General features: G+C 73.0%; 11 protein-coding genes and 1 pseudogene. 9 read left to right on the top strand and 3 right to left on the bottom strand.

Features of this window, described 5'->3' with window-relative positions; genetic code table 11:
* The 8 genes from AB0I18_RS30800 to AB0I18_RS30765 all read left to right on the top strand — a co-directional run.
* Positions 1–2,649: amino acid adenylation domain-containing protein (locus AB0I18_RS30800; protein ID WP_363108897.1), on the top strand; the 2,649-nt coding region annotated here is incomplete at its 5' end.
* A gap of 33 nt (positions 2,650–2,682) precedes the next feature.
* Positions 2,683–3,624, top strand: a complete 942-nt coding sequence (locus AB0I18_RS30795) for an ornithine carbamoyltransferase (RefSeq protein ID WP_363108896.1) — start codon at positions 2,683–2,685, stop codon at positions 3,622–3,624.
* Positions 3,621–4,940: an MFS transporter gene (locus tag AB0I18_RS30790; RefSeq protein ID WP_363108895.1), complete on the top strand. Its 1,320-nt coding sequence runs from the start codon at positions 3,621–3,623 to the stop codon at positions 4,938–4,940. The genes AB0I18_RS30795 and AB0I18_RS30790 overlap by 4 nt, the downstream gene beginning before the upstream one ends.
* Positions 4,937–5,701, top strand: coding sequence for a class II aldolase/adducin family protein (locus AB0I18_RS30785; RefSeq protein ID WP_363108894.1), 765 nt, complete (start codon positions 4,937–4,939; stop codon positions 5,699–5,701). The genes AB0I18_RS30790 and AB0I18_RS30785 overlap by 4 nt, the downstream gene beginning before the upstream one ends.
* A 64-nt stretch (positions 5,702–5,765) precedes the next feature.
* Complete coding sequence (locus AB0I18_RS30780; protein WP_363108893.1) at positions 5,766–6,578, top strand: alpha/beta fold hydrolase; 813 nt, start codon at positions 5,766–5,768, stop codon at positions 6,576–6,578.
* Between the two features lie 62 nt (positions 6,579–6,640).
* Positions 6,641–7,579, top strand: a complete 939-nt coding sequence (locus AB0I18_RS30775) for a TauD/TfdA family dioxygenase (RefSeq protein ID WP_363108892.1) — start codon at positions 6,641–6,643, stop codon at positions 7,577–7,579.
* 19 nt (positions 7,580–7,598) lie between these two features.
* A complete protein-coding gene (locus AB0I18_RS30770) occupies positions 7,599–8,384 on the top strand; it encodes a 4'-phosphopantetheinyl transferase superfamily protein (protein ID WP_363108891.1) in 786 nt (261 codons plus the stop codon).
* The gene (locus AB0I18_RS30765) at positions 8,381–9,331 is read left to right on the top strand and encodes a TauD/TfdA family dioxygenase (RefSeq protein WP_363108890.1); all 951 of its coding nucleotides are present in this window, start codon (positions 8,381–8,383) and stop codon (positions 9,329–9,331) included. Before AB0I18_RS30770 ends, AB0I18_RS30765 begins: the two co-directional genes overlap by 4 nt.
* A 55-nt stretch (positions 9,332–9,386) precedes the next feature.
* Here AB0I18_RS30765 and AB0I18_RS30760 read toward each other — a convergent pair whose 3' ends face one another.
* The gene (locus AB0I18_RS30760) at positions 9,387–10,133 is read right to left on the bottom strand and encodes a DUF4097 family beta strand repeat-containing protein (protein ID WP_363108889.1); all 747 of its coding nucleotides are present in this window, start codon (positions 10,131–10,133) and stop codon (positions 9,387–9,389) included.
* A 388-nt stretch (positions 10,134–10,521) separates the two neighbouring features.
* On the opposite strand from AB0I18_RS30760, the gene AB0I18_RS30755 reads away from it, so the two are divergent.
* Entirely contained in the window at positions 10,522–11,286 is a 765-nt protein-coding gene (locus tag AB0I18_RS30755) for a sensor domain-containing protein (RefSeq protein WP_363108902.1), read from the top strand.
* Between the two features lie 366 nt (positions 11,287–11,652).
* Here AB0I18_RS30755 and AB0I18_RS30750 read toward each other — a convergent pair.
* Positions 11,653–13,170 (bottom strand): annotated as a pseudogene (locus AB0I18_RS30750) (BTAD domain-containing putative transcriptional regulator); the annotation flags it as partial.
* Positions 13,171–13,432: 262 nt separating this feature from the next.
* Positions 13,433–15,280, bottom strand: a complete 1,848-nt coding sequence (locus tag AB0I18_RS30745; RefSeq protein WP_363108888.1) for a BTAD domain-containing putative transcriptional regulator — start codon at positions 15,278–15,280, stop codon at positions 13,433–13,435.
* Positions 15,281–15,421 lie beyond the last annotated feature (141 nt).

The raw sequence follows: 15,421 nt of genomic DNA, 5'->3' as shown, positions 1-15,421 counted from the left end.
GCCGAGTCGCGTGTCCTGGTCCGGCTGGACCGCGGCCCGGACCTGCTGACCGCTCTACTGGCGGTCTGGAAGGCGGGCGGCGCCTACGTGCCCGTAGACCTGTCCTACCCGGCCGACCGCGTCACCGCCATGCGCGAGGCGGCGGGAGCGCACGTGACGCTGACCGGCCTGCCGGACGGCGAAGCACTCGCCGCACTGCCGGCGACGGCCCCGGCGAGGTCCGAGGACCTGGACCGGCTGGCGTACGTGATCTTCACCTCCGGTTCGACGGGAACGCCGAAGGGCGTCGAGGTCCCGCACCGGGGTCTGGCCAACCATGTCGCCTGGGCCGCGCGGGAGTTGGCCTCGCAGGGTGAGGGAGGCGCCCCGTTGTTCTCCTCGGTCGCCTTCGACCTGGTTGTTCCCAACCTGTGGGCACCCCTGGTCACCGGCCAGACCGTGCACACCGTCAGCCAGGACGCGAGCCCGGCCGACCTCGGCGAACGGCTCACGGAGGGCGCCCCGTTCAGCTTCGTCAAGCTCACCCCGGGCCATCTCGACATCCTGGCCCAGCAGTTGACACCCGAGCAGGCCGCCGCGTTGGCGCCCGTGTTGGTGGTGGCGGGGGAGGCGTTCACCCGGGCGACGCTGGAGCGCTGGCGGGCACTGGCTCCGGAGGTGCGGCTGATCAACGAGTACGGGCCGACCGAGGCCTCGGTGGGCACCACCGTCTACGAGGTCCCGCAGGACACCGGTGCCGATGTGCTGCCGATCGGGCGTCCGCTGCCGAACATGACGACGTACGTCCTGGACGCCGCTTTGCAGCCGGTGCCGGTCGGGGTCACCGGCGAACTGTATGTCGGCGGCACCGGTGTGGTGCGCGGATACGCGAACCGTCCGGACCTGACCGCCGAGCGGTTCGTGCCCGACCCGTACGCCACCACCGCCGGCGCGCGGCTGTACCGCACCGGTGACCTGGTGCGCCAACTCGCGGACGGGAACGTGGAGTTCCTGGGCCGGATCGACGACCAGGTCAAGATCCGCGGCTATCGCGTCGAACTCGGCGAGATCCAGGCCGTCCTCGCCGGCCACCCCGACATCCGCGACGCCCACGTGACCGCGCTGGACGGCCCGACCGGCGACAAACAGCTCGCCGCCTACTACGCACCCGCCGCGGTCGCCGCCGACGCGGTGCGCGAGCACCTCGCCGCCCGGCTGCCCGACTACATGATCCCGGCCACGCTGACCCCCCTCGACGCCCTGCCCCTCAACGCCAACGGCAAGATCGACCGCGCAGCCCTGCCCACGCCCGACCGGGGAACCGGCACCGACGAGAAGGAGTTCAAGGCCCCGGCCACCGGGACCGAGAAGACCCTCGCCGCGATCTGGTCGCAGCTGCTCGGCGTCGAGGACATCGCGGCGGACGACAACTTCTTCGACCGCGGCGGCCACTCGATGCTGATCATCAAGGTGATGGCGGCGGCCCGCAAGCAGCGCCTGCCGATCTCGCTGCGGATGCTCTACGAGACGCAGACCCTCACCGAACTCGCCGCCGCGGTCGACGCACAGGCGGCGAAGACCCGGCCCGCCGCCCGTACCGGGTCCCGGCCCGGGGCCCTCTCCCCGCAGCTGCTGCCGGGGATGGCGGAACACCACGTGCCCGGAGCGGCCGTCGCGCAGATCCGGGACGGTGAGGTGGCGGGCATCCAGGCCTACGGCGTGCTCGCCGCGGGCTCCACGGAGGCGGTCACCCCGCAGACACTGTTCCAGGCCGGGTCGATCAGCAAGCTGGTCACCGCGCTCGGCGTACTGCGCCTGGTGGACCGGGACCGCCTCGACCTCGACGAGGACGTCAACACGTACCTCACGTCCTGGCAGGTGACCGCACCCTCGGGCGCGCCCGCCCGGGTCACCCTGCGGCACCTGCTGAGCCACCGCTCGGGCCTGACCGTCGTGGGCAACGCCGGCTACCTGCCGGGCGAACCGATGCCCACGGTGCTCGACCTGCTCACCGGCCGGCCCCCGCTGGACACTCCGCCGGTGCACGCCGAGCAACCGCCCGGCGGTGCCTTCAAGCTGGCCAACACCAACTACTCGGTGATCCAGCAGCTGTTGGAGGACGCCACCGGCACCGCCTTCGCCCCGCTGCTGCGGGAACTGGTCCTTGAGCCGCTGCGGATGGCGTCCAGCGGTTTCGAGCAGGACCTCCCGGGGGCCTCGGGACGTCCGGCCGCCACGGGACACGACAGCGCCGGCCGGCCGGTCGACGGCGGCTGGCGCGTGCGTCCGCAACTGGCCTCCTCGGGCCTGTGGTCCACGGCCGGCGACCTCGCGAAGGTGGCGGTCGAACTGCGCCGTGCCTACCGCGGCGAGCCCTACGGACTGCTGTCGAAGCCGCTGGCCGAGCAGATGCTCACCGTCGGCGACGACGGCTTCTACGGACTGGGCGCCGTGGTCGACGGAGTCGCCCCCGACCTGGAGGTGGGACACGGCGGCGAGCCGCAGGGCTACCGCAACATGCTCATCGTCAGCACCGGCACGGGCTCCGGATTCGTCGCCCTGACCAACAGCGAGTCGGGCCGCGAGGTCCTCAAGCCGGTCGCCGCCGCGCTGCGTGCGCAGGACGCCACCTTCGGCTCGGGACAGCTGGCCTCGGCCTGGTCCGCCTGACCACCCGCGCAGACCCACCGGAAGGACACCCTCATGCGCCACCTGATATCCATCGACGACCTCACAGACGACGACCTCAACGCCCTCGTCCGGCGCGGCGCCGCCTTCTCGGCGGGAGAGGCCGGCCCGGTACGGCCGCTGGCCGGGCAGATCGCCGGCATCTACTTCAGCAAGACGTCCACCAGGACCCGGACCGCCTTCTCCAGCGGCGCCCTGCGGCTCGGCGCGCAGATCATCGCGTACGGACCCGGGGACCTCCAGCTCAACACCGGGGAGACGAACGAGGACACCGGCCGCGTCATGTCCCGGATGCTCGACGTGCTGGTGGCCCGCACCGCCGGCGACCCCGCCGAGATGCGGGCCTGGACGGCACAGGACCGGATGTCCGTCGTGAACGCGATGAGCGCCGACGAACACCCCACCCAGGCGCTCACCGACCTGACCACGCTCTACGGCCGCTTCGGCCGGGTGGAAGGCCTGCGCGTGCTGTACGTCGGCGAGGGCAACAACACCGCGGCCGCCCTCGCACTCGCCCTGACCCGGTTCCCCGGCGTCGAGCTCGAACTGCGCACCCCGCCGGGATACGGCCTCACCGAATCCGTACGCACCAGGGCCCGGGCACACGCGGCCCGGCACGGCGCCGTCCTGCGCGAGCGCCACGACATGGCGGACCTGCCCGCGGACCTGGACGCCGTCTACACCAGCCGCTGGCAGACCACCGGCACCAGCAAGCCCGACGCGGACTGGCGCCGGCTGTTCGCACCGTTCCAGGTGACGGCCGGCCTGTGGCGGAACAGCCCCAAGGCGGTGTTCCTGCACGACCTCCCGGCCCACCGCGGCGACGAGGTCACCGCGGAGGTCCTGGACGGTCCGGCGAGCATCGCCTTCGACCAGGCCGAGAACAAGATGCACAGCGCGATGGCGGTCCTGGAGTGGTGCCGCACGGCCGGCACAGCCCCGGAGACCCGCCCGTGAGCGTCGTGGACAAGGCCCCGCCGACCGAGAGCGACGTCGGTCCGCCGCCGCTGCGCCGCAACCGCGACTTCCGGCTGCTGTGGTCGGGCGCCGCCGCGTCCTTTCTCAGCAGCCGGGTCAGCGCCGCCGCGTACCCGCTGATCGTGCTCTGGCACACCGGCTCGCCGCTCGCCACGTCCCTGGTGTCGTTCGCGGCACTGCTGCCGCTGCTGCTCGTCCAGCTTCCGGCCGGAGCCCTCGTCGACCGCTGGGACCGGCGGCGACTCATGATCGTCTGCGAGGCGGGCCGGTTCGCCGCCCTGGGCACGGCCGCCGCGGTGGTCCTGTCCGGCACGGTGTCGGTACCGCTCCTGGCGGCCGTCGCGTTCGTCGAGTCGTCCCTCAACGTCTTCTACCGCCTCGCCGAACGCGGCGCCGTACGCAATGTCGTGCCCGCCGTCCAGTTGCCCGCCGCGCTCGCCGGCAACGAGGCCCGCGGCCGGGCCGCGGGCCTGGTCGGCCAGCCGGGCGGCATCCTGCTGCACTCCCTGGTGCGCTGGGCGCCGTTCCTGTTCGCCGCCGTCGGCTACCTCGTGTCACTCGGCTCGCTGCTGCTGATCAGGAAGGACTTCCAGGCGGAACGTACCGCCCGGCCCGGACGGCTGCGCGCCGAAGTCGCCGAGGGCATGCGGTGGCTGTGGCGGCAGCGCTTCCTGCGCGCCGCACTCGGCATCGTCGCCGGCAGCAACGTGCTCTTCCAGGTCCTGAGCCTCGCCCTGATCCTGATGATCAAGGAGGAGGGGCGCTCTCCGGCCACCCTGTCCATCGTCGTCGTCCTCAGCGGAGTAGGCGGCATGCTCGGCGCGCTGAGCGGCGGCTGGTGGCTGAAGCGGCTCAGCCAGCGCACCATCCTCGTCGGCGGCGCCACCGCCTGGGCGGCGCTGATGACATCCATGGCCCTGGTCCGCGAACCGTTCGCGCTCGGCGCCCTGTTCGCCGGGACGAGCCTGGTGGGCGCCGTGTTCAACGTGGCCGCCGGGGTCTACCAGGTGCGCGTCACCCCGGACGCCATGCAGGGCAGGGTCGCCGCCACCGCGAACCTCGTCGGCTCCGGCACCAACGCCCTCGGCTCGCTCGGCGGCGGCCTCCTGCTGGCCGCCTGGGGCACCACCCGCTCCGTCCTCCTCGTCGGCGGCGTCATGGCCCTGCTCGCCGCGCTCGCCGCGCTCAGCCCCGCCCTGCGCGCCGAGGACACCCCGGCCGGAGCCGGCGAGCCGCGCACCGATGCCGACCCGCCCCCCACCGTCACCGAACGACCGGAAGGAGCACCCCGGTGAGCGACTCTCCCGTCCTCAGTGCCCCGCCCCTCTTCGACACCCTGGAAGAGGAGCGCTCCCATCGCAAGGAACGGCTGGCCGCGGCGCTGCGCGTCTTCGGCAGGTTCGGCTTCGAGGAGGGCAACGCGGGACACGTGACCGCCCGCGACCCGGAGCTTGAGGACCACTTCTGGGTCAACCCCTTCGGCCTGTCCTTCAAGCACGTCCGCGTCGGCGACCTGCTCCTCGTCGACAGCGAGGGCCGGGTGGTGGAGGGCAGATACCACGTCAACCGGGCGGCGTTCGCGATCCATTCGCAGATCCACGAGGCCCGGCCCGACGTGGTGGCCGCCGCGCACACGCACTCCACGTACGGACGTGCCCTGTCGGCCCTCGGGGAACTCCTCGAGCCGCTCACCCAGGACGTGTGCGCCTTCTACCAGGACCACGCGCTGTTCGACGACTACACGGGCCCCGTCACCGAGATCGAGGAGGGCCGCAGACTCGCCACGGCGCTGGGCCCGCACAAGGCGCTGATCCTGCGCAACCACGGACTGCTGACCGTCGGCGACACCGTCGACGCGGCCGCCTGGTGGTTCATCACGATGGAGCGCTCCTGCCAGGTGCAACTGCTGGCGAAGGCAGCCGGTCCTGTCGTGCACATCAGCCACGAGAACGCCCTGCACACCTACCGCGAGGTCGGCGACGACCTCATCGGCTGGATGAACTTCCAGCCCCTGTACGACCACGTCCGCCGCACCGAGCCCGGCCTCCTCGACTGACCCCCGGCCTCCCCCGGCCCGCCGGCCCCGTCCCTCACCGACCGATCCCGAAGGAGGAGGACCGTTGACCCCAGTCGTGACCGCACGGGCCGACACCGACACCTGGTTCCGCCGCTACCGGAGGACCGCCGCGCCGCGCCTGCGCCTGGTGGGCTTCCCCCACGCGGGCGGCACGGCCCAGCTCTTCCACGGCTGGCCGCCCCTGCTGCCCCCCGACGTCGAACTGCTCGCGGTCCGCTACCCGGGCCGCCAGGACCGGCTCGCCGAACCGTGCGTCGAGTCGATGGACGAACTCGCCGACCGGATCGCCGACGCCCTCACGGACCGACTCGACCTGCCCCTGGTGTTCTTCGGCCACAGCATGGGCTCCTCCGTGGCCTACGAGGTCGCCGTGCGCCTGGAGGCCCGGCACGGCACCGGCCCGGTGCGGCTGCTGGTCTCCGGGCGGGCCGCCCCCCACCACGCCAAGCGCAGCGGCCTGCACGACACCGACGACGACACGCTGATCGCCGGCATCCGCTCCCTGGGCGACCTGGGCTCGGAGGCCTTCGACATCCCGGAGCTGCGGGAGCTGCTGCTGCCGCCGCTGCGCGCCGACTACCGGCTGATCGAGACCTACCGGCCCGCCGCACCCGTGCCCGTGCGCGCACCCATCACGGCGTACGTCGGTACCGAGGACCACGGCTGCGTCCGCGAGGACGTCCTGGCCTGGGCCGAACTGACGACGTCCGGCGAGTTCTCACTGCGCGCCTTCGACGGGGACCACTTCTACCTCGTGCCCCGCGAGGGCGAGTTGCTCGCCGAGCTGGGACGGCGGCTGGCGGACGTCGGCGGGCCGGCGCCCGCCGCGAAGACGCACCTCACCGTGCCGGTATAGCGAATACATAGCTCGCCCATGTGCCCCGCACCGAAACTCTCATCACCGAAAGGAAGCTGACGATGACGTATATGAGGACCTGGACGCCACTGGAGATGGAGGCCGAGGGAGTCGGCGGCTCCGAGGAACTCGTCGGCCGCCTGCGCGAGTTGGGGGACGGCGGCCTCGCCGAGCTGCTCACGCAGGAGAAGGGGCTGGTGTTCCGCGGATTCGACGTCTCCCGGGACGAACTCGACCCGGTCCTCGACCTGTTGCTGCCCAACCGGCTCGCCTACGTGCACGGCAACTCGCCGCGCACCAAGGTCGGCAGCAACGTCTACACGTCGACGGAGTACCCGCGGGAGTTCACCATCTCCATGCACAACGAGATGAGCTACGCCCACGCCTGGCCCGCCAGGCTCGCGTTCTACTGCGAGATCCAGCCGGGCGGCGGAGGCGCCACCCCGGTCGTCGACGCCGCCCGCTGGCTGGAGGTGCTCGACCCCGAGGTGCGGGACGCCTTCGCGGGTGGCGTGCGCTATCTGCAGAACCTGCACGACGGCTACGGCCTCGGCAAGAGCTGGCAGGACACCTTCGAGACCACCGACCGCGCGGCCGTCGAGGAGTTCCTCGACGGCACCGGCGCGTCGTGGGAGTGGAAGGCGGACGGCGGCATCCGGATCAGCTCCGTACGCCCCTCCACCACCCGCCACCCGGTCACCGGCGCCGAGGTGTGGTTCAACCAGGCCGACCAGTGGCACCCCGCGGGCCTCGGCGACGACACCGCGGCGGCCCTCGCGCAGATCCTGCCCGAGGACGAGCTGCCGCAGACGGTGACGTTCGCCGACGGCTCGCCCATCCCGGCCGCGTACGTGGAGCAGATCCGCGACCGGGGCCTCGACGCCGCCGTCGACGTCGACTGGCGCCGCGGGGACGTCCTGCTCATCGACAACGTGCTGCTGGCGCACGGCCGGCGTCCCTTCACCGGCGACCGCCGTGTGCTCGTCGCCATGTCGGACTGACCGCGAAGGGGGCCGGCCGATGAGCGCCGAGTACCGAACGCTCCTCGACAGCGGCGCCGTGCACGTCTGGCGGGGCAGGTCCGCCGACCTGCTCGACCCCCGGGACGCGGCACTGCTGTCCGAAGAGGAACTCCTCATCGTGCGGCGCAGATCCCAGGACGTGGGCACCCGTTACGCGGGTGCCCACGCCGCCCTGCGCCGCATCCTCGCCCGCTACCTCGGCACACCGCCCGAGGCGATCGGGTTCGGACGCCACCCCTGCCCGCGCTGCGAGCACCCCGCACACGGGCGACCCCGGGTGATGTCACCGGCGACCGGGCTCGACTTCAACCTCTCGCGGTCGGGGCCCTACTGGATCCTGGCCGTGACCGCGGGCCACCAGGTCGGCGTGGACCTGGAGGACGCGCGCAGCCTCGACGTGGACGGCTCCTCGGAGCTGGTGATGTCGGACTCCGAACTGCGTCATCTGCGCCGGCAGCGCACCGACGCCGAGCGGACGGCCGCGTTCTTCCGCTGCTGGACCCGCAAGGAGGCCGTCGTCAAGGCGAGTGGCGTCGGCATCGTCGCCGACCTGCGTTCCGTCGACGTACGCCCCGAGCGGGACGGCCTTGTGCCCGTACGGCACGAGGAACCGACCGGGCCCACGGACTGGCTGGTCCAGGACCTGCCCGCCGCGCCCCACCTCTTCGCCGCGCTGGCCCGCGAGGCGGGCAGCACCGGCCCCGTGGTCCTGCGCGACGACGAGGGCCCCCGAACCCGGCACGTCCGGGCCCCGCACGTCCCCGAAGGAGCAGTCACCACATGACCATCACCGAGACGGGCCCGCTGCGGGGCTCCCTTGCCGCCCGCGTCATCGGCTCGGGCCCGGTCCAGGACCACATCGCCGCACACCGCGCGGAACTGCGGGAGCAGCTGACCGAGCACGGCGCCGTGCTGCTGCGCGGCTTCGACTCGGGAGGCGCCGAGGGCCTGGACCGCACGGTGCGGGCCTTCTCCGGCAGCGCCCCTCTCACCTACGCCGAGCGGTCGTCACCACGCTCCACCATCACCGGCCAGGTGTACACCTCGACCGACTATCCGGCGGACGAGGAGATCTTCCTGCACAACGAGAACTCGTACCAGGCGGCCTGGCCGCTGACGCTGTACTTCGCCTGCCTCGGCGCCCCGGACACCCTGGGCGCGACCCCGCTCGCCGACATCCGGCAGGTGTACCGCGGTCTGGATCCCGCCCTGCGCGACGAGTTCGCGCGGCGCGGCTGGCGCGTGGTGCGCAACTTCCACGCGGACTTCGGCGTGCCCTGGCAGGAGACCTTCGCCACCGACGACCGCGACCGGGTCGCCGCGTACTGCCGGGACAAGGGGCTCGAGGTGCACTGGCGGCCCGACGGCGGTCTGCGCACCACGGCCGTACGGCAGGCCGTGCACACGCATCCGGTGACCGGCGACCGTGTGTGGTTCAACCACGCCACGTTCTTCCATGTCACCTCCCTCGCCCCCGAGGTCCGGGAGGGCCTGCGGGAGATCTTCCCCGACGAGGACCTGCCGACGAACACGTACTACGGCGACGGCGGGACGATCCCCGACGCCGTCATGGACGAGCTGCGTGCCGCCTACCGTGCCGCCTCCACGCGCTTCGACTGGGAGCTCGGCGACGTCCTGGTCGTCGACAACATGCGCGCCGCGCACGCCCGCGAGCCGTTCACCGGCCCGCGGCGGATCGCGGTGGCCATGGCGGAACCGTCCGGCCGCTGAGGAGACGACGGAGAAGGGCCCGGTGCCTCAGGCGCCGGGCCCTTCGCGCGGTCCGTCAGGCCGCCGTCGTCAGCCGGACGCTCCCGCCCTCCGTGTTCAGCGTGATCTTCCGGGCCGACGCGGGATCCGTGCGCACCCCGACGTTCTCGCTGCCGCCCTTGGCGGACACGTCCACGGCGTACGCCTCGTTGGGCACCCGCACCGTCACGTCGCCGGCCTTGGTGTCGACGTCGACACTGGACGGCGCCGAGGTGAAGCCCGCCTGCACGCTGCCGCCCTGCGCCGACACCCGCAGGGTGGTGGCGGCCACGTCGTCGGCACGCACCCTGCCCCCGGCCGCCTTCACGTCGATCGCCCCGGCCAGACCGGTCACCGTGACGTCACCGCCGGAGCTGTCCAGCACGGCGGAAACGGCCTTGGGGACCTCCACCCGGTAGCTGACCTTGCACTTGCTCGGTCCGCCCGCGGGACCGCAGTCGTCGCCGGGCAGCAGTGACAGGGTGCCGCCGCTGGTGGTGTGCTCGGGCTTCGGCTTGTCGCCGGTGTAGCGGATCCTCTCGGTGACCTTCACCTGGTCGCCGTCCCCGGCGACCACCTCGATGCTGCCGCCCGGTGTCGTCACCGAGAGCGCGGTGATCCGGCCGTCGACGGTGTAGGAACTGCTGGTGGACTTCTCGTCGTCCTCGCCGCCGCAGGCGGTCAGCATCGATCCGGCCGCGGCGAGAGCGGCGCACAGCGCCACGGTCCTGGCCGTGCCGGCGACGCGGGAAGACGTGGTGGCGGTGCGGGTGCGCTGCTTCACTGGGGCCTCTTCTTCTTCAGTGTCATGGTGTCGTGCGGGGCGGTCCCGGCGGAGTCGGGTGACGACCTCCGCGGTCGTGCGTGTGCCGGATCAGCCGAGCAGCCGGGTGATGTGACCGCCCCGCGTCCGGTACGAGACGCGCTCGTACGCCCCCGGGGTCTGGGCCACCCACATCCGGCCGACGACCCTGGCCGGCACGACGGACCGCGTGTCCGCGGTGCCCGGCAGGGGCCCCGAGAAGACCACGGTCAGTTCGTCCGTGCCGGACGGCAGCCGGCCCGCGGCCCGGGTGAGGGCGGGGCGGGGGTCGCACGGTGTGTTCTCGTCGGCCGGCATCTGCGCTCCCGTGGGACTCGGTTCGGCTCCGCTGTGGCGGCGCCCCGTGGTGATGACTCCACGAAACCGTGGAACGGGGGTGCGGCACATTGCGGCGCAGCCGAGTCTTGGGGGTATGGCCAGGGCTACCCCGAAGGTAGAACTGGCCTGCTGGGCAGGGACGTTGTCGGCTTTCTACGGTGAGGACATGGCAAAGACAACGATGTGGTACGCCCTCGGCGGCCGGATGTTCCTCCTGTCCTCCACGCCCTGGAGGTCCGTCGCGTATCTGCTGAGCGGCTGCCTGGTGGGCGTGCCCGCGCTCGTCGCCGTGACGGCGGGACTCGCCGTGGGCGGCGCGCTGTCGGTGGTTCTCGTCGGACTGCCGCTGCTGGTCGCGGTGGCTCTCGCGGGGCTGCCCGTGGGGGCCGTGGAGCGACGCCGGCTGCGGCTCGTCGAACGGGGCACGGCGTTCAGCCCGCACCCACCCGTCACGGCCCCGGGCGTACGGGGCTGGGCGCTGGCCCGGCTCAGGGAGCGCGCCACCTGGCGCGAGCTCCTCTACACGCTGCTGTTCGCCACCCTCCTGTGGCCGTTCGACCTGCTGGCCGTGGTCTTCGCGCTCACCGTTCCGGTGGGGCTCCTGGCGACGCCCGTCCTGCTGGCGACCACGGGGGACGGTACGTACACGATGGCGCTGAAGGAGTGGATGGTCACCTCCTACCCGCACGCCTTCGCGCTGGCGCTCCTGGGCCTGCTCCTGCTGCCCGCGGCGGCCTACGCGCTGAGCGCGCTGGCAGGTGTGCGGGCGTGGGGAGCGCGGCTGCTGCTGACCTGAGGGGCCGGCCGCGGACGACAGCGCGTACAGCAGGGCGAAGGGCAGGAGGCGGTAGTGCGGTCGGCCGAGGCCGTCGACGCCGGTCGACTCCAGCAGCCCGGCGCCGACCAGTGTCTCCAGTTCGCGCTCGGCGTCGCGTTCGCGTCCGCCCAGCGCCCGGGCGGCCGCCGCCGCGGTGAACAGCCCTCCGCCGAGTCCGGCGAGCAGCCGGAGGACGGGCCTGGTCGTGTACGGCACTCGATCGAGGGCCCCTCGTACGCTCTCCGCCACGGACAGCGAGCCGAACCGCAGCTCGGCGAGCCGGTCCGCGGGCTCGGCCAGGGCATCGGCGAGCCGGGCGACCGGCCAGTGCGGCCGGGCCGCCAGTCGGACGCCCGCGATCCGCAGGGCGAGCGGCAGCCCCGCGCAACCGTCCACGATCCGCGCGGCGGCCGGGGGATCGGCGGCGGCGCGCTCGTCTCCGGTGACGGCGGCCAGCAGCGCGAGCGCCTCGGAAGGGGCGAGCGCTCCCAGCGGTACGGTCCGCGCCCCCGGCACGCAGGCGAGCGGCGCCCTCCCGGTCACCAGCACGGTCACACCGGCCGCCGTGGGCAGCAACGGCTCCACCTGCGCGTCGTCCCGCGCGTCGTCGAGCACCAGCAGCATCCGCCGCCCCGCACCGCGTACCCGGTAGAGCCGCACGAGTTCGTCCAGTTCATGCAGTTCATGCAGTTCGGCCACGGCGTCGGGCGCGTGCGCGGGCCCGTCTCCCGGGAGGGCGGAATCCCGCCGGGGCCCGAGGGCCCGCAGCACCTGAACGAGCACCTCGCGGGCGTCCTTGGGCGAACCGTCACGCCGCCGCAGACCGATGTACAGCATCCCGTCGGGGAAACGCCCGGCACAGTCCCGCGCGACCCGCACGGCCAGCGCGCTCTTGCCCGAACCGGCCGGCCCTGTGATCAGCACACGGCGGGACTCCGCGCCCCGGGTCACGTGCGGTTCGGCGGCCGGTGCCAGGAGGGTTCGCAGGGTCGCCGACTCCCGTTCGCGGCCGGTGAAGTCGACGAGGTCGGGCGGCAGCGTCACCGGTCCGAGGGCCGAGCGGCGTGCGGCAGGGGAGGGGGAGGAGACGGGGACGGGGGCGGAGTCGGACGCGGTGGTGGCCGGGGGGCGGCCGAGTTCGCCGCGCAGCAGCGACAGATACGCGTCCGTCAGCACGCTGCCGGGGTCGATGCCCAACTCCTCGGCGAGTATCGAGCGCCCCTGCTGGTAGAGGTGGACCGCGTCCGCCTGACGCCCGCAGCGCGACAGCGCGGTCATCAGCTGGACGCGCAGCCGTTCCCGTACCGGAAACTCGGCGACCAGCCCGGTGAGTTCCTCGACCAGCGCCCGGTGCCCGCCCAGCGCGAGGTCCGCCTCGATCCGGTTCTCCAGGACACGCGCCCGGGCCTCCTCCAGACGGGGGCACTCGGCGGCGGCCAGTTCCCGCGTCGCGTTCGCCAGGGCGGGCCCGCGCCACAGCCCCAGCGCGGCCCGCAGCAGGCCGCCCGCCTCCTCGTACGTCCCCGCCGCGAGCGCCTGGCCGCCCAGCCGGTCGAGCCGTTCGAACTCGAACAGGTCGACGTGGCAGTCCCGGGTCAGCAGCGCGTACCCGGCCGGCCTCCGCACGATGTCGACATCGGTTCCGAGCCGCCCGCGTACCCGGGAGACATGGGTGTAGAGCTGGGCGCTCGCCGTGGCGGGGGGATGCCATCCCCACAGGAGTTCGCTCAGCCGGGAGTCGGAGACGACCCGGCCCCGGGCGAGGAGCAGCGCGGCGAGCACCGAGTGCGCCTTCGCGCCCGACAAGGTGACCCGCTCACCACCCCTGCCGACCTCCACCGGGCCGAGAATCCGCAGCTCCATGACGTTTCCTGGTTCTCCCTGTCCGTATCGACGACGGTCCACGCCGGTCCACGCCGGTGCCGTCGGGCGCCGAGGCCCACCGGAACGTCCGGCCCAGTCATTGTTTTCCGGGAAACGGGCCGCGGCCGGGCACGGCGGCTGGCAGGACGCTGCGGTGACAGGAGGCTGCACCGCCGCCCGCCCGCTGTCCCGGGCGGTTGCTTCCGTAGGTCGGTACGGGCTCGGCCTGTGCTCAGGGCCGGACCCGTGCCCGGTGCCCGGTTCAGCCGGCCCTGAGCACAGGCCGTTCCACGGCGGGCTCCCGCAGCCGGGCGGCGGCGAGTCGTACCAGCTCGTGGAACCGGTAGCGGGGCTCTCCCGCCGAGTCGATGCCGGTCATCTCCAGCAACGACACCTCGACCAGGTGCTCAAGCAACTCCTCCGCCGGCCCTTCGCCCATGCCCAGCTCGGCGGCGGCGGCCGCCACGGTGAACGACGTGCGTCGGCGCGGCGCCAGCACGGCCACCGACTGCCGCTCCTGGAAGGAGAGTCGGCACAGCGCTCCGCTCAACACCCGGGCCAGGTCGAGCTCGCCGACACGCAACTCCCCGACCCGGCGCGCCGGATCGGTCAGCCGCCCGGCGAGGCGTGACGCCGACCAGTGCGGCCGGGAGGCCAGCCGGGTGGCGGCGATCCGCAGGGCGAGCGGCAGACCCGAGCACGCCGAGGAGATCTCCTGGGCGGCCTGTGGCTCCACGACGAACCGGGAGACCCCGGCGATCACCGCGAGCAGAGCAAGCGACTCGGCGCCGTCCATGGGGTCGAGCGCGGTGGTGCGCGAGCCGGGCACCGCGGACAGCCTGCTGCGGCTCGTGACGAGCACCGCGGCGTCGACGGTGGCCGGCAGCAGCGCGTCGAGCTGCAGCTCGTTGGCCGCGTCGTCCAGCAGGATCAGCAGCCTGCGCCCGGCCGTCCTGGTGCGGTAACGGCGGATCAACTCGTCCAGCTGAAGCGGCGACCCGTCCTGGGACAGCAGCTCCTCGGACGGCTCGCCGAGCGAGTGCAGCAGCTGGGTGAGGACCGTACCGGAGTCCTTGACCGTTCCGTTCCCGTGGCGCAGCCGGGCGTGCAGCAGACCGTCGGGGAACTCCGGAGCGACGGCATGCGCCACCCGGACGGCCAACGCGGTCTTGCCGACCCCCGCCATCCCGGTGATCAGCAGCCGGCGCGGGTGGAACCCGGAGCGCCGCCCCGTCGGCGGCGGGGTGAGCTGGGCGCACAGCTCGGTGAACTCGCGCTCCCGCCCGGTGAAGTCGGCGATGTCGGGCGGCAGCGTCATCGGCGTGGCCGGTCGCGCGGCGGGGAGGACGGCAACCGGTCGAGCCGGCTTCGGCAGCAGGCTCAACTCGCCGCTCAGCACCGCCTGGTATGTGGTGGTCAGGTCGATACCCGGGTCGACACCGAGTTCCTCGGCGAGGACCGTCCGGCCCTCGTGGAAGGTGTGCAGTGCCTCGGCCTGCCGGCCACAGCGGTACAGCGCCGTCATCAACTGGGCGCGCAGCCGCTCCCGTACCGGGAACTCACCGACCAGACCGGTCAGTTCGGGCACCAGCAGCTGGTGTCGGGCGAGCGCGAGATCCGCCTCGATGCGGTGCTCCAGGGTGCGCGCCCGGGACTCCTCCAGTTGCGGCAGCTCGGCCTCGGCGAGGTGCGGTGTCACGTTCGCGAGCGCGGGCCCCTGCCACAGGTCGAGCGCCCGCCGCAGCAGCTCCCCGGCCTCCGGGAACCGCCGCTCCTCCAGGGCCGTCCGCCCGAGCCGGTCCAGGCGCTCGAACTCCACCACATCGACGCGCGCGCCCTCGGCGACCAGCTGGTAGCCCGGCTGACGGCGGACCAGTTCGACGTCGGAACCCAGGAGCTTCCTGAGCCTCGATATGTACGTGTAGATCTGGGCGTTCATCGTGGCCGGCGGGTCCCACCCCCACAGCAGTGAACTCAGCCGGCTGTCCCCCACGACCCGGCCGCGTGCGAGCAGCAGCGCGGCGAGCACGGTGTGGACCTTGGAGCCCGAGAGCGCGATGCGCTGTGTGCCCTCTCTCGCCTCAACCGGACCGAGAAGCTGGAATTCCATGCGTGACTCCCCCTTGTGCGGCCCTGACCGCCCCGTGCGGCAGTGGCCGATGGAAACGCTGGAGCGTGAATCTCATGCCATTGTTTGCGCCACACGGTGGCGGAATCGTGCCTTCAAAATGGCAACAGGCTGCGGTGGCAA

The organism is Streptomyces sp. NPDC050704 (genome assembly GCF_040654355.1).
Lineage (GTDB): Bacteria > Actinomycetota > Actinomycetes > Streptomycetales > Streptomycetaceae > Streptomyces.
The sequence above is the reverse complement of the archived record's forward strand: the minus strand, read 5'-3'. Positions and strand labels throughout refer to the sequence as shown.